The 20,220-nt window shown below is 33.8% G+C and carries 19 protein-coding genes, 2 tRNA genes, 1 pseudogene and 1 other annotated feature; all 22 genes and pseudogenes read left to right on the forward strand.

Annotation, left to right across the window (positions count from 1 at the left end):
• The first annotated feature begins 215 nt into the window (after positions 1-215).
• The 22 genes and pseudogenes from MWH25_RS09545 to MWH25_RS09645 all read left to right on the forward strand — a co-directional run bounded on the left by MWH25_RS09545 (position 216) and on the right by MWH25_RS09645 (position 20,218).
• A tRNA-Asn gene (locus MWH25_RS09545) sits at positions 216-291 on the forward strand.
• Positions 292-532: 241 nt separating this feature from the next.
• Positions 533-994: a CtsR family transcriptional regulator gene (locus MWH25_RS09550; RefSeq protein WP_248627426.1), complete on the forward strand. Its 462-nt coding sequence runs from the start codon at positions 533-535 to the stop codon at positions 992-994.
• Position 995: 1 nt separating this feature from the next.
• A complete protein-coding gene (locus MWH25_RS09555; protein ID WP_248627427.1) occupies positions 996-1,511 on the forward strand; it encodes a UvrB/UvrC motif-containing protein in 516 nt (171 codons plus the stop codon).
• A gap of 5 nt (positions 1,512-1,516) precedes the next feature.
• Complete coding sequence (locus MWH25_RS09560; protein WP_248627428.1) at positions 1,517-2,548, forward strand: protein arginine kinase; 1,032 nt, start codon at positions 1,517-1,519, stop codon at positions 2,546-2,548.
• Positions 2,549-2,562: 14 nt separating this feature from the next.
• Complete coding sequence (locus MWH25_RS09565; RefSeq protein ID WP_248627429.1) at positions 2,563-4,995, forward strand: ATP-dependent Clp protease ATP-binding subunit; 2,433 nt, start codon at positions 2,563-2,565, stop codon at positions 4,993-4,995.
• 104 nt (positions 4,996-5,099) lie between these two features.
• Positions 5,100-6,470, forward strand: a complete 1,371-nt coding sequence (gene radA, locus MWH25_RS09570; protein WP_248627430.1) for a DNA repair protein RadA — start codon at positions 5,100-5,102, stop codon at positions 6,468-6,470.
• Positions 6,471-7,568, forward strand: a complete 1,098-nt coding sequence (disA, locus tag MWH25_RS09575; RefSeq protein ID WP_248627431.1) for a DNA integrity scanning diadenylate cyclase DisA — start codon at positions 6,471-6,473, stop codon at positions 7,566-7,568.
• Positions 7,569-7,648: 80 nt separating this feature from the next.
• The gene (locus MWH25_RS09580; protein ID WP_248627432.1) at positions 7,649-8,146 is read left to right on the forward strand and encodes a CarD family transcriptional regulator; all 498 of its coding nucleotides are present in this window, start codon (positions 7,649-7,651) and stop codon (positions 8,144-8,146) included.
• Between the two features lie 52 nt (positions 8,147-8,198).
• Positions 8,199-9,326: a PIN/TRAM domain-containing protein gene (locus MWH25_RS09585; protein WP_248627433.1), complete on the forward strand. Its 1,128-nt coding sequence runs from the start codon at positions 8,199-8,201 to the stop codon at positions 9,324-9,326.
• Positions 9,327-9,340: 14 nt separating this feature from the next.
• Positions 9,341-10,021 carry a 2-C-methyl-D-erythritol 4-phosphate cytidylyltransferase gene (gene ispD / locus MWH25_RS09590; protein ID WP_248627434.1) on the forward strand — a complete coding sequence of 227 codons (681 nt, stop codon included), beginning with the start codon at positions 9,341-9,343 and terminating at the stop codon, positions 10,019-10,021.
• 2 nt (positions 10,022-10,023) lie between these two features.
• Positions 10,024-10,497, forward strand: a complete 474-nt coding sequence (gene ispF, locus MWH25_RS09595; protein ID WP_248627435.1) for a 2-C-methyl-D-erythritol 2,4-cyclodiphosphate synthase — start codon at positions 10,024-10,026, stop codon at positions 10,495-10,497.
• 10 nt (positions 10,498-10,507) lie between these two features.
• Positions 10,508-11,278: a HutP family protein gene (locus tag MWH25_RS09600; RefSeq protein WP_248627436.1), complete on the forward strand. Its 771-nt coding sequence runs from the start codon at positions 10,508-10,510 to the stop codon at positions 11,276-11,278.
• 53 nt (positions 11,279-11,331) lie between these two features.
• Positions 11,332-12,789, forward strand: coding sequence for a glutamate--tRNA ligase (gene gltX / locus MWH25_RS09605; RefSeq protein WP_248627437.1), 1,458 nt, complete (start codon positions 11,332-11,334; stop codon positions 12,787-12,789).
• A gap of 11 nt (positions 12,790-12,800) precedes the next feature.
• Positions 12,801-13,014 (forward strand) — a binding site (T-box leader).
• Positions 13,015-13,437: 423 nt separating this feature from the next.
• Positions 13,438-14,115, forward strand: a complete 678-nt coding sequence (cysE, locus tag MWH25_RS09610; protein ID WP_248627438.1) for a serine O-acetyltransferase — start codon at positions 13,438-13,440, stop codon at positions 14,113-14,115.
• Positions 14,102-15,526: a cysteine--tRNA ligase gene (cysS, locus tag MWH25_RS09615; protein ID WP_345947253.1), complete on the forward strand. Its 1,425-nt coding sequence runs from the start codon at positions 14,102-14,104 to the stop codon at positions 15,524-15,526. The genes cysE and cysS overlap by 14 nt, the downstream gene beginning before the upstream one ends.
• Before the next feature lie 12 nt (positions 15,527-15,538).
• Positions 15,539-15,934, forward strand: a complete 396-nt coding sequence (locus tag MWH25_RS09620; protein ID WP_248627440.1) for a Mini-ribonuclease 3 — start codon at positions 15,539-15,541, stop codon at positions 15,932-15,934.
• A gap of 12 nt (positions 15,935-15,946) precedes the next feature.
• A pseudogene (locus MWH25_RS13200) lies at positions 15,947-16,207 on the forward strand (FAD-dependent thymidylate synthase); the annotation flags it as partial.
• Positions 16,196-17,590 carry an FAD-dependent thymidylate synthase gene (thyX, locus tag MWH25_RS13205; RefSeq protein ID WP_428832817.1) on the forward strand — a complete coding sequence of 465 codons (1,395 nt, stop codon included), beginning with the start codon at positions 16,196-16,198 and terminating at the stop codon, positions 17,588-17,590. The pseudogene MWH25_RS13200 and the gene thyX, both read left to right, overlap by 12 nt.
• The gene (gene rlmB, locus MWH25_RS09630; protein WP_248627442.1) at positions 17,590-18,327 is read left to right on the forward strand and encodes a 23S rRNA (guanosine(2251)-2'-O)-methyltransferase RlmB; all 738 of its coding nucleotides are present in this window, start codon (positions 17,590-17,592) and stop codon (positions 18,325-18,327) included. The genes thyX and rlmB overlap by 1 nt, the downstream gene beginning before the upstream one ends.
• The gene (locus tag MWH25_RS09635) at positions 18,293-19,147 is read left to right on the forward strand and encodes a VanW family protein (RefSeq protein ID WP_248627443.1); all 855 of its coding nucleotides are present in this window, start codon (positions 18,293-18,295) and stop codon (positions 19,145-19,147) included. Before rlmB ends, MWH25_RS09635 begins: the two co-directional genes overlap by 35 nt.
• A gap of 101 nt (positions 19,148-19,248) precedes the next feature.
• Positions 19,249-19,902: an RNA polymerase sporulation sigma factor SigH gene (sigH, locus tag MWH25_RS09640; protein ID WP_345947252.1), complete on the forward strand. Its 654-nt coding sequence runs from the start codon at positions 19,249-19,251 to the stop codon at positions 19,900-19,902.
• Positions 19,903-20,144: 242 nt separating this feature from the next.
• Positions 20,145-20,218: transfer RNA gene (locus MWH25_RS09645), tRNA-Gly, on the forward strand.
• Positions 20,219-20,220: the final 2 nt, after the last annotated feature.

The following is a 20,220-nucleotide window of genomic DNA, read 5'->3' on the forward strand; positions in this document are numbered from 1 at the left end:
CAGGTAGATAGGCCAGAGGTATAAGGATGGTAACATCTTCAGCTGACTGGTACTAATAGATCGAGGGCTTAATCTAGAATATGTCTATTGTGCAGTTTTGAATGTATAAAAAGCATTTAATACTGAATATTGAATAGTTAAGTACTAATAATGGTTTGAATTATTAAATATTAAATATTAAATATTAAATATTAAATATTAATTGAATACATTGTTCCCCGATAGCTCAGTTGGTAGAGCGAGTGGCTGTTAACCACTTTGTCGTAGGTTCGAGTCCTACTCGGGGAGCCATTTTATTTTAGATACCTAATTTTAGTAAAAGGGTATCTTTTTTTGTTGTTAAGTAAAAAATATTAATAGGAAAACTTAGATTTTAGCTAAAAAGAGGAGAATAGATTATTTTTTTTAATCTATTCTTGTTTTTAAGATGATATTACTTGATAATAATCCTTGCAAAAGAATACTATATTTATAGTATAATATACTTATAGTCAATAATAGTCAAATTGAATTATTTAAAGGAGAGGATGCTATGAGTAGCCTTTCAAGCCAAATTGAAGAATATTTAAAAAAGATCTTAAGTTGTAATAATGTTGTTAGAGTACAACGGAGTCAATTAGCTAGTAAATTTAGTTGTGTTCCATCACAGATTAATTATGTCTTGAATACTAGATTTACTTTGGAAAAAGGTTATATAATTGATAGTCAAAGAGGTGGTAATGGTTATATTCAAATTACTAAAGTAGATTCAGATTTGAGTCACAAAATAATTGAATCATTATATAATGAAATTGGGGGCCAAATTGATCAACTTACAGCTTTTAATATCATTGAGCGATTAGCTGAGGAGGGTATTATTACTTCGAATGAACAGAAGTTACTTAAGGCTGTAGTTAACAGACGGAATCTTGGCTTGAAATTACCACTAAGAGATATGGTAAGGGCTAAACTATTAAAAGGTATTTTAAGAGTATTAATTAAAAAGGAGGGGTAAAATGCTATGCCAAGAGTGTCAAGAAAAAGAAGCATCGGTTCATGTGACTAAAATTATTAATAATCAAAAGCAGGAGTTATACTTTTGTAAAGAGTGTGCTCAGGCAACTGGTGAATTAAATTTTGGATCTGACTTTTCTTTTAATAATTTATTGACGGGTCTTTTAAATAGTAAGCCCCATTCTCACCATCAGATAAATTTATCTAGTAAACAATTAAAATGCAAAAATTGTAATTTGAGTTATCAGGAGTTTAGCCATAATGGACGTTTAGGTTGTAGTCAATGTTATGAATATTTCGGTGATAAAATTGATAAGATTTTACGAAGAATTCATAGTAGCAGCCATCATACGGGCAAGATTCCTAAAAGAATTGGAGAAAATGTGAGGATTAAAAGAAAGATAAAGAATCTGAGAGAAGAAATGAAACAAGTAGTAGCTAAAGAGGAATTTGAGAAAGCAGCTGTTTTGAGAGATGAAATTAAGGATTTAGAAGAGAATTTGGATAATAGGGGGTGAAGAGTATGGAAGAGAAGATTATGAATCAATGGATGAAAGAATTAGGACCAAACTCTGATGTTGTAGTCAGCAGTAGAGTTAGGTTAGCCCGTAATTTTAATGATTTAAGTTTCACTCATCATGCTAGTGACGAAGAATTAAAGCAAGTAACAATCAAGGCTAAGGAGTTGTTACGGGAGAATAATGAATTTCAGCTTGAGCTAATTGGCATAGATGAGTTGTCAGAGTTTGAAAGAAAGATGTTAGTAGAAAAGCATTTAATCAGCCCTGAGCAGACTCAGGTTAATAAATATAAATCAGTTGCCTTATCTCAAGACGAGACTGTTAGTTTAATGATTAACGAAGAGGATCATTTAAGGCTACAGATGATATTACCTGGACTGCAAATTGAGAAAGCTTGGGGTTTAGCAGATCAATTAGATGATTATATAGAGGATAAAATAGATGTAGCGTTTGCTGAGGGTTATGGATACCTGACTGCTTGTCCAACTAATGTAGGGACAGGCTTGAGAGTTTCTGTTATGGTTCATTTGCCTGCTTTAAGTATGATTAATCGAGTTGAAAAGTTGATGTCAGCTATTTCACAATTAGGGTTAGCAGTTAGAGGGTTATATGGCGAAGGAACTGATACAGTAGGAAATTTATATCAAATTTCTAACCAAGTAACTTTAGGACATTCAGAAGAAGAGATAATAGAAAATTTATTAGAAGTAACTCAGCAAATTATTGAACAAGAGAAGAATGCTCGGGAGCTTTTATTACAGGAACAGGAAGTAAGTGTCAAAAATAAAGTTTATCGTGCCCATGGAATCTTAACGCATGCTTATAGTATCTCAATTGAAGAAGCAATGGAATTGATTTCAAATGTAAGATTAGGAATTGATTTGGGTATAATAGAAGGGATAGAGCCAATAATTTTAAATCAATTGATGGTCATGATTAGACCTGCTACTTTGCAATTAACTAAAGGTGAAAAGTTATCAATAGAAGAAAGAGAAATTTATCGAGCTGAATTGATTAAAGAACTATTGAATTAAGGAGGGGGTTTAGTATGATTTTTGGAAGGTTTACTGAAAAAGCACGTAAGGTGATGGCTTTTTCTCAAGAGGAAGCTAGAGGATTTAATCATAATTATGTAGGAACAGAACATTTATTATTAGGATTGATTAGAGAAACAGAGGGAGTAGCAGCTAAAGTTCTAGAAGCTGGTGGGTTTAATTTAGAAAAGTTGAGAGCTAAGGTTAAAGATATTATTGGAACTGGAAATGAAGAAATACAAAGTGATAGTTTACCGTTTACTCCTCGGACTAAAAAAGTTTTAAATCTTTCTTTAGAAGAAGCTCGACGGTTAGGGCACAATTATGTAGGGACAGAGCATTTATTGTTAGGATTGATCAAAGAGGGAGAAGGGATAGCAGCTCGAATTTTAAAAGAAGAAGGAGCAGACTTTAATAAGATACAGCAAGAAGTTGTTAAGCTATTGGGTGGCGCTAAAAGTGGACGTAATAAAAGACGGCATGGACATCAAAGTGGGGGTTTAGATAAATTTGCTACAGATTTAACACAACTTGCTATTGAAGATAAACTTGATCCGGTTATTGGAAGGGATAAAGAGATAGATCGAGTAATTCAAATTTTAAGTCGGCGTAAAAAGAATAATCCTTGTTTGATTGGAGAACCAGGAGTAGGAAAGACAGCTATTGTAGAAGGGTTGGCTCAAAGAATAGTTGAAGGTGAAGTCCCTGAACCTTTGATTGAAAATAGAATCTTGGCTTTAGATTTAGGTTCATTATTGGCAGGTTCTAAATATCGAGGGGAATTTGAGAAGAGATTAAAAGCAGTGATGAAGGAGATTGAAGAGTCTGGTGATGTAATCTTATTTATTGATGAATTGCATAATTTAGTTGGAGCAGGTGGAGCAGAAGGGGCAATTGATGCTGCTAATATTTTAAAACCTGCTTTAGCTAGAGGAGAATTGCAGACTATAGGAGCAACTACTTTAGATGAATATCGTAAATATATTGAGAAGGATGCTGCCTTAGAAAGAAGGTTCCAATCTATTTTAGTAGAAGAACCTTCTATAGAAGATGCTGAAAAAATTTTAAAAGGGTTGCGTGATGTTTATGAAGCTCATCATCGAGTTAAAATTACAGATGAAGCTATTTCTGCTGCGGTTGAATTGTCTCATCGGTATGTAAGTGATCGTTTTTTACCTGATAAAGCAATTGATTTAATTGATGAAGCTGGCTCGCAGGTGAAGTTACAACAGAATACAGCACCGAATGAGATTAAAGATTTGGAAAAAAGGTTAGAGAAGATTGAGCAAGAAAAAGAAGCTGTTATTGAGGCACAAGAGTTTGAAGAAGCTGCTAATTTACGTGATCAAGAACAAGAAGTAAAAGAGAAGCTAGAAGAGATAAAATTAGAGTGGAAGAATGAAAAAGGGATGAGTGAAACTGTTATTACTAGAGAAATTATAGCTAAAATAGTTTCTGACTGGACGGGGGTTCCAGTTACAAAGTTGGCCCGAGCAGAATCAGAAAAATTGCTTAATTTAGAGGAAGAATTACATCAAAGGGTTGTGGGTCAAGATGAAGCAGTCAAAGCAGTTTCGCAAGCAATCAGAAGAGCAAGAGCAGGATTAAAAGATCCTAAGCGTCCAATTGGTTCATTTATCTTTTTAGGGCCAACAGGAGTAGGAAAGACTGAGTTAGCTAGAAGCTTAGCTGAAGTAATGTTTGATGATGAAGATGCTATGGTTAGAGTTGATATGTCTGAATATATGGAAAAACATGCAGTTTCAAGGTTGGTTGGTTCTCCTCCAGGTTATGTTGGTCATGAAGAAGGTGGACAGTTAACAGAGCAGGTTAGAAGAAGACCTTATTCAGTTATTTTACTAGATGAGATTGAAAAGGCTCATCCTGAAGTATTTAACATTTTACTACAGATGTTGGAAGATGGCCAATTAACAGATGCTCAAGGAAGAACTGTTGATTTTAAGAATACAATGATTATTATGACTTCAAATGTTGGAGCTGATTTAATTCAGAGTAAATCAGGGGGAGTCGGATTTAAGGCAATTGAGACTGATGTGGAAGATAGAGAATATGAAGAAATGAAAGAGATGGTTAAATCAAAATTGAAGGATACTTTTAGACCAGAATTTTTAAATCGATTGGATGAAGTAATCGTTTTCCATGCTCTTTCCCGAGAAAATATTAAAGAGATTGTTGGTTTGATGTTAGAGGAGTTAGAAGAAAGATTAGAGGTAAAGGATATTGAATTAGAATTTACTGAAGCAGCAAAGGAATTAATTGCTGAAGAAGGATATGATAAGGAATTTGGAGCAAGACCATTAAGAAGGGCAATTAGACGTTTGGTAGAGAATTCTTTAGCAGAGAGATTTTTATCAGATCAGTTTGATGAGGGAGATAGAATTAAGGTGGACTCTCAAGATGAAAAACTTCAATTCAGCAAAATTTAATAATTAAGAAAGCAGGGTAGCTACCCTGCTTTCTTATATTATCTTGTTAAACCAGCTGTAAAATGTTATAATAAAGGTTAAGTCTATTGTGGATAGGTGGTTTTATGGCTAAAAATAAGCGGAGATATATTTGTCAAGAGTGTGGCTACAAAGCATTGAAGTGGAGTGGGAAGTGTCCAAATTGTAATAGTTGGAATACATTAACAGAAACAATTATTGATCAAAAACAGAAGAAAAAAGAGAAGAAGTTAGCATCAGATGTGATCCCTCAAAGAATAGATGAGATTGAAATTACTACTGAAGATAGAGTTAGAACAAATTTTACAGAATTAGATCGAGTATTAGGGGGAGGAATTGTGCTAGGGTCTTTAACTTTAATCGGTGGAGATCCAGGGATTGGAAAGTCAACTCTGCTTTTACAAACTTCTCATAACATTAGTCAGCAAGGTAACAAAGTATTATATGTTTCTGGTGAAGAATCTGAAAAGCAGATTAAGCTAAGGGCTGATCGTTTAAAAGCAGTTAATTCTGAATTATATATTTTGGCGGAGACTAACTTATTATCAATTATTAAGAGTAGTAAGGAATTAAAGCCAGATTTACTAATTATAGATTCGATTCAGACGATTTATAATCCGCAATTGGAATCAGCACCTGGTAGTGTCAGTCAGGTAAGAGAATGTACAGCCCGATTAATGCATTTAGCTAAAAAGAAAGGAATTCCAATTATCTTGATTGGGCATGTAACTAAAGAGGGTTCTATAGCTGGTCCGAGAACATTAGAACATATGGTAGATACAGTATTATATTTTGAAGGTGATCGCAATCATGTTTATCGAATTTTAAGAGCTGTTAAGAATCGATTTGGCTCTACAAATGAAATTGGGATTTTTACAATGGAGCAAGAAGGGTTAACAGAAGTATTAAATCCTTCACAAGCTTTTATTGAAGAAAGGCCTCAGGAAGTTTCTGGTTCTGTGGTAATTCCTTGTTTAGAAGGAACTAGACCAATCTTAATTGAGTTACAAGCTTTGGTTGGAACAGCTAACTTTGGAACTCCAAGTCGAATGACAACTGGAATTGATCACAAAAGAGTTTCTTTATTATTAGCAGTTTTGGAAAAAAGATTAGGGTTACATATTCAAGGGCAAGATATTTATGTTAATATTGTAGGAGGTTTTCAAGTTAATGAGCCAGCAGTTGACTTAGGAATAATTGTGGCTGTTGTATCCAGTTTTAGAGATTTGGCTGTACCTAAAAATGTTGCTGTAGTTGGAGAAGTAGGTCTATCTGGCGAAATAAGAGCTGTTAATCAGATTGAAAAAAGAATAAATGAAGCAAGTAAATTAGGGTTTACAGAGTTTATTATTCCCAAAAGTAATTTAGAGGCATTGACAAATATTGATCATGGTTTAAGAATTAATGCAGTTAGGGATATTAGAGAAGTATTAGATTTTATTCTGGGAGGGGAATAAATGTCTAGTTTATTTAAGGATGAAGAATTTTCTGAAATACTAAAACTAATTGCTCCTGGAACTTCTTTTAGAGAGGGATTGGAGAATATATTACTAGCAAAAACTGGGGCATTGATTGTTGTAGGTGATAGTGAGGAAGTTTTAGGGGTGGTTGATGGTGGATTTAATATTAATGTTGAAACAACACCTACCAGATTATATGAATTAGCAAAGATGGATGGAGCTATAGTTTTAAGTGGTGATACAGAACGAATTTTATGTGCTAATGTACAATTAGTTCCTGATCCTTCAATTTCTTCAGTGGAAACTGGTACTAGACATAGAACTGCAGAACGAATATCTAAGCAGACAGGAGAACTTGTTATTTCGATTTCACAAAGAAGAGATATAATTACACTATATAAAAATGAGAAAAAATATATTCTTGAAGATATTAGAGTTATTTTAACTAAAGCTAATCAAGCTATACAGACGCTAGAAAAATATAGAAGTGTATTAGATCAAGCTTTGACCAATTTAAGTGCTTTAGAATTTGAAGACTTAGTTACTGTTTCTGATGTGGTAACTGTAATTCAACGAGCAGAGATGGTGTTAAGAATTGGTAATGAAATTGAAAGGTATATTAATGAATTAGGTAATGAAGGACGTTTGATCAAGATGCAGTTGAAAGAATTAGTAGCTAATGTAAAAGAAGAAGGATTATTAATTGTTAAAGACTATGAAGCACAAGTAGAGGATAAAGCAGATCAAGAAATAGAAGATAATGAAGCGGATATTTTTGAAAAGATATCTGATAGTTTATCAGATGAATTATTAAGTTTATCTTCAATTAGTAAACACTTAGGTTATGGGGGTAATATGAGCGCTTTGGATTTGTCAGTTTCCCCTAGAGGATATAGATTATTAAGGAAGATACCTCGATTGCCAATGAGTGTGATTGAGAATTTGGTTAATGTTTTCGGAGACTTCCAAGAAATACTCAATGCTTCAATTGATGAATTGGATGATGTTGATGGAATTGGAGAAGTTAGAGCACAAGCAATTAAAGAAGGATTAAAGAGATTACGCGATCAGGTTTTATTGGATCGACATATTTAAAGTTAATAGAGATTGATAATGAAACTTAAATATGATATAATGGATTGGGATGATCATGTATTGAATGGAGGGTTATGTTAATGTTTGAAATTGGAGATAAAATTGTCTATCCGAATCATGGTGCTGGAACTATTGTAGATGTAGAGGAGAAGGAGATTTTAGGTGAAACGAAACAGTACTACATTATGAAGTTACCAATTGGTGAAATGAAGGTTATGATCCCTAAGGATAATGTTGAAGAAATTGGGTTACGAAATGTAATAGATAAAGATGTTGTACCACATGTTTATGAAGTTTTAGAAGGGAAGCAGAGTGAAATGTCTCAAAATTGGAATCGACGCTATCGAGCTAATACTGAAAAGATAAAGACGGGAGATATCTTTGAGGTAGCTGAGGTTGTTAGAAATTTAACTATACGTGATATAATAAAAGGTTTATCGACGGGTGAAAAGAAGATGTTGAGTAATTCAAGACAGATTCTGATCAGTGAATTAGTTTTAACAGAAGATGAATCAGAGGAAGAGATTGAAACTAAAATTGATAATATTTTTGCTGAGCAGGATTTTGAAGAAGAATAATGACGTCAGGATATCCTGACGTTTGTTTTTTGATAAAAGGGGGTGAAAAAATATGTTGAATAGATTATGGAGGGGAGTTTTAGTTGTAGTAGGAGCAGTTTTAGGATATCAGTCTATTCTCTTTTTTGGTTTAGCAGAGGAATTTAGTCTTGATATGCATAGTATTATTACTAATAATGGATTTTATGGATTAATAATTGGTGGATTAATAGGATTTATATTATTACCAATAATAATTAATAAATTTGTACAGAGTGTTTTGAAGTTTGAAAGTAGGTTAGAGACAATTCCGGTTAGGGATATAGTATCTGGAATTATAGGTTTAATTCTTGGATTATTATTAGGAATATTAATAATTAGAGCCTTTTCTATTTCTGATATTCCCAGCTTTGGGTTTGTATTACAACTCGTGATTAACTTAAGTCTTGCTTACTTAGGATGGAATTTGGCAATTAAGAAAAGAGATGAATTATTTGGAATTATAGCTAAATCAAATTTAAAACTGAAAGATAATGATGATAATAATTATAGCGGTAATGATAATAAGCAAGAAGATGATAGATTAAAAGCAACTTATAAAATCTTAGATACTAGTGCAATTATTGATGGTAGGATAGCTGATTTATGTCAAACTTCGTTTGTAGAAGGAGTATTAGTAATTCCTGAATTTGTCTTAGAGGAGCTGCAACATATTGCTGATTCATCTGATTTGTTGAAACGAAATCGAGGCAGAAGAGGGTTAGATATTTTAAATATGATTCAGAAGGAATTAGAAATTCCTGTTGAAATTTATGAGCATGATTTTAATACAATTGATGAGGTGGATAGTAAACTGGTTAAATTAGCTAAGTTATTAGAAGGAAAGATTATTACTAATGATTATAACTTAAATAAAGTAGCTGAGGTACAAGGAGTATCAGTCTTGAATATAAATGAATTAGCTAATGCTGTTAAACCAGTAGTGTTAGCTGGTGAAGAGATGGAAGTTAAGATTATCAAAGAAGGAAAAGAACAAGGACAAGGTGTAGGATATTTAGATGATGGTACGATGATTGTAGTCGATGATGCAAAAGATTATATTGGAGAAGAACTAGATATAGTAGTGACTAGTGTACTACAAACTGCAGCGGGTAGAATGATCTTTGCTAAGCTTAAACTAACGGAACAACAAGTATTGTAAATGGAGGAATAAGAATGAAAGTGAGTGTAGTGATTCCTGCAGCGGGCCAAGGAAAAAGGATGAAAGCAGCTAAAAATAAACAATTTTTATTGTTAGATGAACGACCAATTATTGCTCATACCGTTGATAAATTTAATAGTGAGCAAGTTGGGGAGATTATTTTAGTAGTTCGAAAAGAAGAAAGAGAGTATTGTCAAGAAATCATAGAAAAGTATCAATTGAAAGTAGACAAGTTAATAATCGGGGGTAAAACACGGCAAGAATCTGTTTATAATGGGTTGCAAAAAGTTGCTACAGAAAGTGAGTCAGTATTAATTCACGATGGAGCTAGACCCTTATTGAAAAAGGGTTTGATTCAACATATAATTAAAGAGGTTAGTAAGGGGTATCAGGCAGTAGTAGTAGGGGTTCCAGTTAAAAATACTATTAAAGTAATTAACCGTGAACAGATGGTGGTTAATACTCCAGAGCGTTCTAGGCTCGTTGCCATTCAAACACCACAAGCTTTTAAAAAAGATTTGATCTTAGAAGCTTATACCACAGCAATGCAAGAAGGTTACATCGGAACTGATAGTGCTAGTTTGGTTGAACGATTAAATAGACCTGTTAAGGTAATTGAGGGGTCTTATCAAAATTTAAAGATTACTACTCCTGAGGATTTAGAATTTGCTGAAAAGATCTTAGTTAGGGGGTAAAGATGAGAGTAGGGTTAGGTTATGATGTTCATCGGTTAGCCAAAGGAGAAGATCTAGTTTTAGGTGGAGTTAGAATTGAACATTCTGTAGGTTTAGTTGGTCATTCTGATGCAGATGTATTATTGCATGCAATTAAAGATGCATTATTAGGAGCGATTGGAGCGGGAGATATTGGTTCTCATTTTCCTGATGATGATCCTCAGTATCGGGGTATTTCTAGTTTGGTCTTATTAGAACAAGTAATGAATTCAGTTTTAGAAGCAGGATATGAAGTCAATAATTTAGATACTATTATTATTGCGCAGCAACCTAAATTGGCCCCTTACATTTCACAAATGCAGAATAAGATAGCTCAAAGTATACAAGTGGAAGTTGGACAAGTCAATCTTAAGGCAACAACAACTGAAAAATTAGGATTTATAGGTCAAGGAGAAGGAATTGCTGCTCAGGCAATAGTAAGTATAAAAGAAAGGTAGGTTATATATCATGTTAGTTAGAGAACTAATGAGCGAAGAAGTGATTGCAATTAATCCTAATATTACAATCGAAGAAGCACAAAGGTTAATGAGTGTCAATAGTATTGGTAGGTTAGTTGTTGTTGAGGATAAAGAAGTTATAGGTATCATAACAGATGGAGATTTAGTTCAGCAGACTGATTTAAATGTTTTAATCAGAGAATTAATGACTCAAGAAGTAATTTCTGTTACTGAAAATAATAGTGTACAAGAAGTAGCACAGATATTATCTGATAATGGTATTGGTGGAGTACCTGTCGTAAAAGAGGATAAATTAGTAGGAATTGTTACAGCAGAAGATATTGTTTCTGGTTATGTAAAGCAGGAAGAGGATAAAGCCAAACTTTCACCAGAGAGCTCAGCTATTTATTTATCTATGACAAGGAGTAGAGAATATGAAAATTACTGGTTAGATAAGATTAAGGGTTATAATTATAAAGTAGCAATTACTCAGACAGGGGCCAATGCTGAAAATTTACCAATTAAATTACGAGAGAGTATGACTGTAGCTGCTATTGCTCGAGGAGTTATTAAGGAAAATTTCCGAGAAAAATTGGCTGTATCTAATGCAGTTAAAGATGCTTATACCCAGCTTAATTTAGTGAATCCCGGCTTAGGTGGCGGGTTTAAGGTAGCTATTGTTAGAGGTAGAGGTAGAGTAGCAGTAGCTGTCTTCGGTAAATTTGGTCATGCTTTAGTTGATGGACCAGAGCAGTTAGCAGTCGGAATGAGTGTGATTTAAAAGTAGTTTTAAAATTAATTCTAATTAAATTGTTGTAGAGGAAGGTGAAGAAAATGAGTGATATTAGAGTAAGATTTGCTCCAAGTCCTACTGGGCAAATACATATTGGAAATATTAGAACAGCATTATTTAATTATTTATTTGCTAAAAAGAATAATGGAACATTTATTTTAAGAGTTGAGGATACGGATCAAGAACGTTCTACTAGTGAGTTTGAAGAAGTAATTCAACAAGAAATGAATTGGTTAGGTTTAAACTGGGATGAAGGTGTTCAAGTTGGAGGAGATTATGGGCCATATCGGCAGATGGAAAGGTTAGAATTGTATCAAGAATATATTCAACAATTACTTGAGCAAGATCTTGCTTACCGATGTTATTGTACTCCTGAAGAATTAGAAGAAATGAGAGAAAAACAGCGTCAAAATGATGAGGCACCTAGATATACTGGAAAGTGTAGAAGTTTAACTGCAGTAGAAAAGGAAGAGTTAGAAGCTGAAGGTAGGAAGCCAGTGATTAGATTTAAAGTTCCACACCAGGAGCAAGAAATTATCGTTAAGGACTTAGTAAAAGGAGATGTTTCTTTTAGTAGTGAAGTAATTGATGATTTTGTACTTGTTAAGTCTGATGAAATACCAACTTATAATTTTGCAGTTGTAATTGATGATCATTTAATGGAGATTAGCCATGTAATCAGAGGTGAAGATCACTTATCGAATACACCAAAACAACAATTGTTGTTTGATGCTTTGGACTGGGAAGCGCCACAATTTGCTCATTTATCAATGATTTTAGGAGCTGATAAATCAAAACTGAGTAAAAGAAGTGGAGAAGCCTATGTTTATGTTAGTCAATATCGAGAGAAGGGCTATTTACCAGAGGCATTAATTAATTTCTTAGCTTTATTAGGTTGGTCTCCTGATAGTGAAGACGAATTGTTTACTCAAGAAGAAATTATTGAACAGTTTTCTTTAGCAGGAGTAGCTAAGAGTCCAGCTGTCTTTGATGTAGAAAAATTAAACTGGATGAATGGAATGTATATTAGAAATGCTGATCTGGAGCAGATAGTTGCTTTAGCAACTCCATATCTAGAAGAAGCTGGTTGTGATTTAGAAGATAAATCTAAGGAATGGATTGAATTAGTAATTGATACTGTGCGGGGTTCTATAGATTATATAGCAGAAATTACTGAACAAGTTGCTCTCTTCTTTGGTGATGTTGAATATGAAGATTATGATCAAGTTGTTGAGACTTTTAGGGAAGAGCAAGTTGATCTAGTATTAAAAACTTTAAAAGAGAAAGTAGTTAGTCTAGATTCGTTAACCCCTCAAACAGCAAAAGAGATGTTAAAAGAAGCAATGAATGAATTACCTGTAGGAGGAAGATTATTTTACCATCCCCTAAGATTTGCTTTAACTGGTCAAGGGTCAGGTCCTGAACTATATAATATTATTGCTATTTTAGGTGAAGAAGAGGTAATTAATCGTTTGGATAAAGCTTTAGCATTAATTTAGAAAAATAAAGTATAATGGCAATGATAGGGATTAGTAAACTAATATTCTTTTTGTTAGAGAGAAGATACCAGAGGCTGAAAGTATCTTTAAAAAAGATTAGTTGAATGCCCCCTTAAGCTGAATAACTGAAGGTTAAGTAAGTTATTTCGTCTAATCAGCGTTAATTGATTATTAAGGGAGCTTAGTTAGCTAACCAGAGTGGAACCGCGGCCTTTCGTCTCTGAAACATAGAGATGGAAGGCTTTTTCAATTGATATTAGTGTAACTTACAATTTATAATGAATAGGATAGTTTACAATTAAAGTTTAAGACTTTAAAGTTAACTGCTTGCAAGGATTTCTCTGTTGTATAGTTTATTAATGCTAGGAGTACTCTTAGCTAAAAGAAAATATTGGAAGATTAAATATTTAATCGTAGGATACTTTGCAAGTAGTGATGGGTTTAATGTTTTAAATGTGTGGTTTTGAATTTTAATTGTCAATTGACAATTATACATTTTACATTGTACACTAAGACGGGGGCAGAGAAATTTAGTTATCTGCGAAGCATTGTAATAACAGGCTTTAATTTAGCAAATGTTTTTTATTACGGAAGGTCTAATAAGACCTGCAGAGAGAACACTATTTAGATGTAGGGGGGGCTGTGAAGATGTTTAATGAGGTTAAAAATGATATTAAGGTTATATTTGAACGTGATCCAGCGGCGAGCAATTTACTTGAAGTTTTATTAACATATTCTGGCTTGCATGCAATTATATTTCATAGACTTGCTTATCCATTGTATAAGTTTGGTTTAAGGACTATTCCTAGACTTATATCTCAAGTTAGTAGATTCTTAACTGGGATCGAGATTCATCCAGGGGCCAAGATAGGTTCAGGTCTATTTATTGATCATGGAATGGGCGTTGTAATTGGAGAGACTACAGAGATTGGGGATAATGTTACTGTTTATCAAGGGGTTACTTTAGGTGGGACAGGAAAAGAAACTGGTAAACGGCATCCTACTTTAGGAGATAATGTGATGGTTAGTGCAGGAGCTAAGATTTTAGGATCAATTGAAATTGGTAATAATGTAAAGGTAGGAGCAGGAGCAGTTGTATTGAAATCTGTGCCGGATAATTGTACAGTAGTTGGAATTCCTGGTAAGGTTGTAGTTAGGGATGGTCAAAAGATTCAGCAAGGAAAAGATCGTATTGATTTAGAGCATGGTGATCTGCCTGATCCGGTTCAAGAAATGCTAGAATCTGTGAACAGAAGAATAAGGAGACTAGAAGAGCAGAACAATAATAAAGGAAGGAGTGGAAGAGGTGACGATAAGAGTTTATAATACTTTAACAGGAAATAAAGAAGAGTTTGAATCTATAGAAGAAGGAAAGGTTAAGATCTATTCTTGCGGGCCAACCGTTTATGACTACTTTCATATTGGGAATGCTCGAGCTTTCGTTGTACCTGATATTATTAAACGTTATTTAGAATATAAAGGTTATCAGGTAACACATGTACTTAACTTTACTGATGTTGATGATAAGATGATTAAGCGGGCCAATGAAGAAGGGGTCAGTATTCAGCAGTTAGCTGACAGATTTATTGCTGCTTTTTTTGAAGATGTTACAGCATTGAACCTTAAAGAAGCGGATTTTTATCCTCGAGCGACAGAACATATTTCTGAGATGATAGAGCTGATAGAGGATTTGATTAGACAAGGCTATGCCTATCAAAGTGAAGAGGATGTTTACTTTAGAATTGAAAAGTTTGAGGAGTATGGGAAGTTATCTAAACAAAAATTAGAGGATTTAGAAGTAGGGGCAAGAGTGGATGTTAGTGATAAAAAAGAAAATCCTTTAGATTTCACTCTATGGAAAGCATCAGAAGAAGAACCGATGTGGGATAGTCCATGGGGAGCAGGCAGACCGGGTTGGCATCTTGAGTGTTCAGTAATGTCAAGGAAGTATCTTGGTGATCGATTTGATATTCATACTGGAGGGGTTGATCTAGTATTTCCTCATCATGAAAATGAGATCGCCCAAAGTGAAGCCTGTTGTGGTCAGCAAGTAGTTAATTATTGGCTCCATAATGGGTATATCAATATTGATGGAGAGAAGATGTCTAAGTCACTAGGTAATTTCTTTACAACACGAGAGATATTGAGTAAATACCCAGCTAGAGTAGTTAGATTATTTCTGATTACCAAGCATTATCGCAGTCCAATCAACTTCAGTGATCAGGAATTAGAGAATACAGCTACTGGACTGGCCAGATTAGAAAATGTTGTAGAGAAGATCAAGTATCTAGTAGAGCAAGAAGTAGTAACAGGACAATTAGATGGGGCTGAGTTAAAAGAGTTAGCAATGAAAAAGAAAGAAAAGTTTATAGCAGCTATGGATGATGACTTCAATACTGCTTTGGCAATTGGTACATTATATGAGTTGGCTAAAGAGGTCAATCGGTTTGTTAATAGTGAACAATTTGAATTAACTAAATCTGTTAAGGAGACATTAGTTGAGATTAATCAACTCTTTAAAAGATTAGGAGAAGATGTGTTAGGGATTGAATTAGCAGTTGAAGAAGGAAAAGATCAACAGTTAGTAGATTCGTTAGTAGAGTTATTATTGAATGTTAGAGAAGAAGTTAGAGAGAAGCAAGAATATCAATTAGCAGATCAAATTCGAGATCGACTTGGTGAATTAGGTATTGAAGTTAAAGATACACCACAAGGTTCACAGTGGAAATTGAGTTAGGAGGTAGAAGAGTTGTTAAAGGAGATAATTGATTTTCCAGCACGCCCTAATTTATTATCACCAGCAACTATGGCTTATATAGGTGATAGTGTTTTTGAATTGTTTATCCGGAATCTGTTATTAGAGAGAAATGCAGCTAAACCAAAGAAGTTACATCGCCAAGCAATTGAGTATGTAAATGCTACTGCTCAAGCTGAGCTACTTGAAGAGTTAAGGGAGCATTTAACTGAAGAGGAGTTAACTATTGTTCGTCGGGGGAGAAATGCTAATACTAATGTACCGAGTAATGCTGATCCGGCTGATTATCAATATAGTACTGCTTTTGAAGCTTTGCTTGGGTATTTATATTTAAAAGGAGAAGGAGGTAGATTAGTAGAATTGTTTGAATTAATTAAGGAGATATTATAGAGGAGGATTTTGATGGAAGCAAATGTAAAATTAATTAATCATACTACTGACCCAGAAAAGACAGCTGCAGCAGCAGCAAGGCTATGTTACTCTCCAGTTGGAGCCGATAAATTAGTAGAGGAAATGAGTGAAGAAGAGGCAGAGGATTTATTGCAGATTATTTTAAATAATGGTCATCTATCTACTCTAGAACATATTAAGTTTACCTTTGCTATTGAAGGTGTTTCTAGAGTTACTAGTCATCAGCTGGTTAGGCATAGAATTGCTAGTTACTGTTTAGCTGGAGATACTGAGGTATATACTGATCACGCTAATAGAAATGTTAAAGTTAGGACTATAAAAGAATTGTATGAAATGAAAAAGCAATATAGAGATATGACTCATATTAGAAGTGTTGATGAGGAAAATAATATTTTAGTTAATAATAAGATAGAAGATGTGATCAAGTGTGGCAAGAAAGAATTATTTTTAGTAGAAACCGAAGATGGTTATAGAATTAAAACTACTAAAAAACATAGGTTTTTAACCGATAATGGTTGGAAGAGATTAAAGGAAATAAATGATGGTGATTTAATATATGTTAATGGGAAACAGTTGTATAGAGATAAAGAGTGGTTAGAGAAAAAATACCACCGGGAAGAGTTAAGTCAAAAAGAGATGGCAGAATTATGTAACTGTTCTAAGCACACTATTAGAAAATGGATAAGAAAATTTGGTTTACAAAAAGAATTTGGTAGTTGGAGCAGAGGTGCTAAACCTCATGACAAAGGAAAAACTAAAGAAAATTATGAACCTTTAAAAATAGTTTCTGAAAAAATGAAAGGTAATAATAATTGTGGAGATATGACTAAAGAGAACAACCCTAATTGGAAAAGTGACAAAATAACTCAATCAGGAGGATACAGTAGAAGCAGAAGGCTACAAAAATACTCTAAAAAAGGCAAATGTATCTTATGTGGCAAAGTAACAGAGAAGACTGAATTTCACCACAAAGATGGAAATCCTAAAAATAATGAATTAGATAACTTAGAGGAATTATGTTCTACTTGTCATAAAGTAAGACACAAAGGAGAAGTAGTGAAGAAGATTAGATTAGCTAAAATTAAATCAATAAAGTATACAGGTGAAGAAATGACTTATGATATTGAAATGAAGTCACCTCACCATAATTTTATAGCTAATGGTTTTGTAGTTCACAACTCCCAACAATCACAGCGATATGTACGGGAAAAAGAACAATTTGATTATATTATCCCAGCTAAGATCTTAGAGAGTAAAGAAGCAACTCAATTATTTAAGGAGAATATGAATCAGCAACATCAGTTATATGAGCAATTGACGAATAAGTTGGTAGAAAAAGGGTATGCTGAAAAAGAGGCGATTGAAGCAGCAAGATATGTATTGCCTAATGCAACTGAAACAAAAATAGTAGTCACCATGAATGCTAGAAGTCTATTACACTTTTTTGAACTAAGATGTTGTGAGCGAGCTCAAAGGGAGATTAGGGATTTAGCTAGATTGATACTTAAGCAGGTACGAGAGGTAGCACCTCTTATCTTTGCTAAGGCTGGCCCGTTATGTGAAACTGAAAAAAGGTGTAAGGAAGGGCAGATGAGTTGTGGGAGATTAGATAAACTAAAAGAAGGTGATATTTAATGGCAAAAATTGAAGGTAGAAATCCAGTGATTGAAGCTTTAAAAGCAGGAAGAGAGATAGAAAAGATTTTGGTTTTGAAGAACGCTCAAGGAAGGTCAATTGAGCAGGTTCAGCAGTTAACTAAACAAGCAGGAGTTTATATTGAACGAGTTAGTAAAAATGACTTAACTAATTTAGCTGATTCTCATGCTCATCAAGGGGTGATTGCTTTTGCTGAGCCATTGAGTTATTGGAAGTTAGATCGATTGATTAGTCATGCTAAACAAGAAACTGACAGTCCTGTGTTGGTTTTATTAGATGAATTGAAGGATCCTCATAATTTTGGGGCAATTCTAAGGACAGCTAATGCAGCAGGAGCTCAAGGTGTAATTATTCCTAGTAGGAGATCGGTTGGCTTTTCACCAGTAGTAGCTAAAGCTTCTGCAGGGGCAGTAGAGTATTTACCTGTAGCTCAAGTAACTAATTTGGCTCGGACTATTGAACAGTTAAAAGAAGAAGGTTTTTGGATTGCTGGTGCTGATGTAGCAGGAAAACAGTTGCATTATCAAGCCGACTTAACTGGAGCATTGGGGTTGGTAATTGGCAGTGAAGGTAGTGGTTTAAGAAGGTTAGTTAGAGAGAAATGTGATTTTTTAGTTAAATTACCGATGCAAGGACAAGTAGACTCCTTAAATGCTTCAGTAGCAGCAGGGGTTTTATTGTATGAAACGGTTCGGCAACAAGAAACAGGTGAGTAGGATGTTAAATTCAAGATATTTTAGCTATTCAATATTCATTTGTAGCATAATTTTCTTTATTTTAGCTGCTACAGGATTAGCTGATGCTAATTGTGTAACTGGATTGAGGAAGTTAGCTGAATATAATGCAACTGATGTGGTTGCTACGTATACAACTTATTTTGACAAAGAAGAGATAAACCGCAATACTAATATAAAACTAGCTGCAGAAAAGTTAGATGGAGTTATGCTTGAGCCAGACCAAGTTTTTTCTTTTAATCAAGTTGTTGGCCCTAGGAGTAGGGAAAGAGGGTATAAGAAAGCACCAGAGATTATTGAAGGAGAGTTTGTAGATGGGGTAGGGGGTGGGATTTGTCAAGTGTCCTCTACCTTGTATAATACAGTCTTATTAGCAGGTTTAGAGATAGTAAGCAGAACCAATCATTCTCAGCCAGTAAGATATGTTCCCTTAGGGAGAGGAGCTACAATTTATTACGATCAAATTGATTTTAAATTTAAGAATACAAGTGATTATCCAATAATGATAGTGGTTAGAGTTCTTGCAGAGCAATTAACTGTTAGTTTGATAGGACGAGACCTTGGTAAGTTGATCGAATTAGAGACTGCAGAGCTTGAAGTATTAGAACCGGAAATAATAAAAAAAACAGATAAAAGCTTAGCAGTTGATAAGAAGAAGCTAGTCCAAGAAGGAAGAGAAGGATATAAAGTTGTTACTACAAGAATAATTAAAGAAAGAAATCGAATTCAAAAAGAAGAAGTTATTTCCGTAGATACTTATTTTCCACTGGAGCAAATTATTAAATATAATCCAGGCAATTGAAGTTAGGAAAAAGTTACAGCCTCTCTTGCTTGACTAAGAAAGATTACATAAGTTATAATAATAACTGTAATCTTGAAAGTGAAGGGTGGAGGCGATTATGGGTGAAAGGAAACCTAAAATATAGTGGGTATGACAGCTATGACAGCTATGACAATATGACAGATGATGAAATAGTCGAATGTGCCCAGAATGGTAATGCCTTAGCATTAGAGTACCTAATTTGTAAGTATAAAAATTTTGTTAAAGCAAAAGCAAGATCATATTTTTTAATTGGTGGTGACAGAGAAGATATAATCCAAGAGGGAATGATCGGTCTTTATAAAGCTATTAGAGACTATAAAGTAGAGCGATTAGCCTCTTTTCCTGCCTTTGCTGAATTGTGTATTACGCGACAAATTATAACTGCAATTAAAACAGCTACAAGACAGAAGCATCAACCGTTAAACTCTTATATTTCCTTGAATAAGCCTTTATATAGTGAAGATTCTGGTCGGACATTATTGGATATTTTAAAGGGGAGTAAGTTATCTAATCCAGAACGATTGTTTATTACCAATGAAACTTATCAAATGTTAGAAACTAATATAAAAAAAATATTGAGTGATTTAGAATTAAGTGTTTTGATTGAATATTTAAAAGGGAGGAGTTATCAAGAGATTGCTAAAACTTTAGACAGGCATGTTAAATCAGTTGATAATGCATTACAAAGAATTAAAAAGAAACTAGAACATTTTTTAGAAAAGAAAGATATATAATTTAAATCAAAGAAAAACAGAACTATTTTACTCTAAGTGTTTTAAATAGTTGTTAATCACACTTATTCTCTGAATTTAAATCTTGAACTCTAGAAATAAAAATCATATAATGTCAGTGTTGTGTCTATTATTTAATATGTTGACTTAGAAGGACTAAATTAAAAATTAATAGACAATAACTTTATTAATTTTTAATTTCTTCCTTTTAATAATGGATAAGTTTATTATAGATTAAATTTAATGCGGGAGTAGCTCAGTTGGCTAGAGCACCAGCCTTCCAAGCTGGGTGTCGCCGGTTCGAGTCCGGTTTCCCGCTCC

Source organism: Natroniella acetigena (assembly GCF_023227745.1).
Taxonomy (GTDB): Bacteria; Bacillota; Halanaerobiia; order Halobacteroidales; family Halobacteroidaceae; genus Natroniella; species Natroniella acetigena.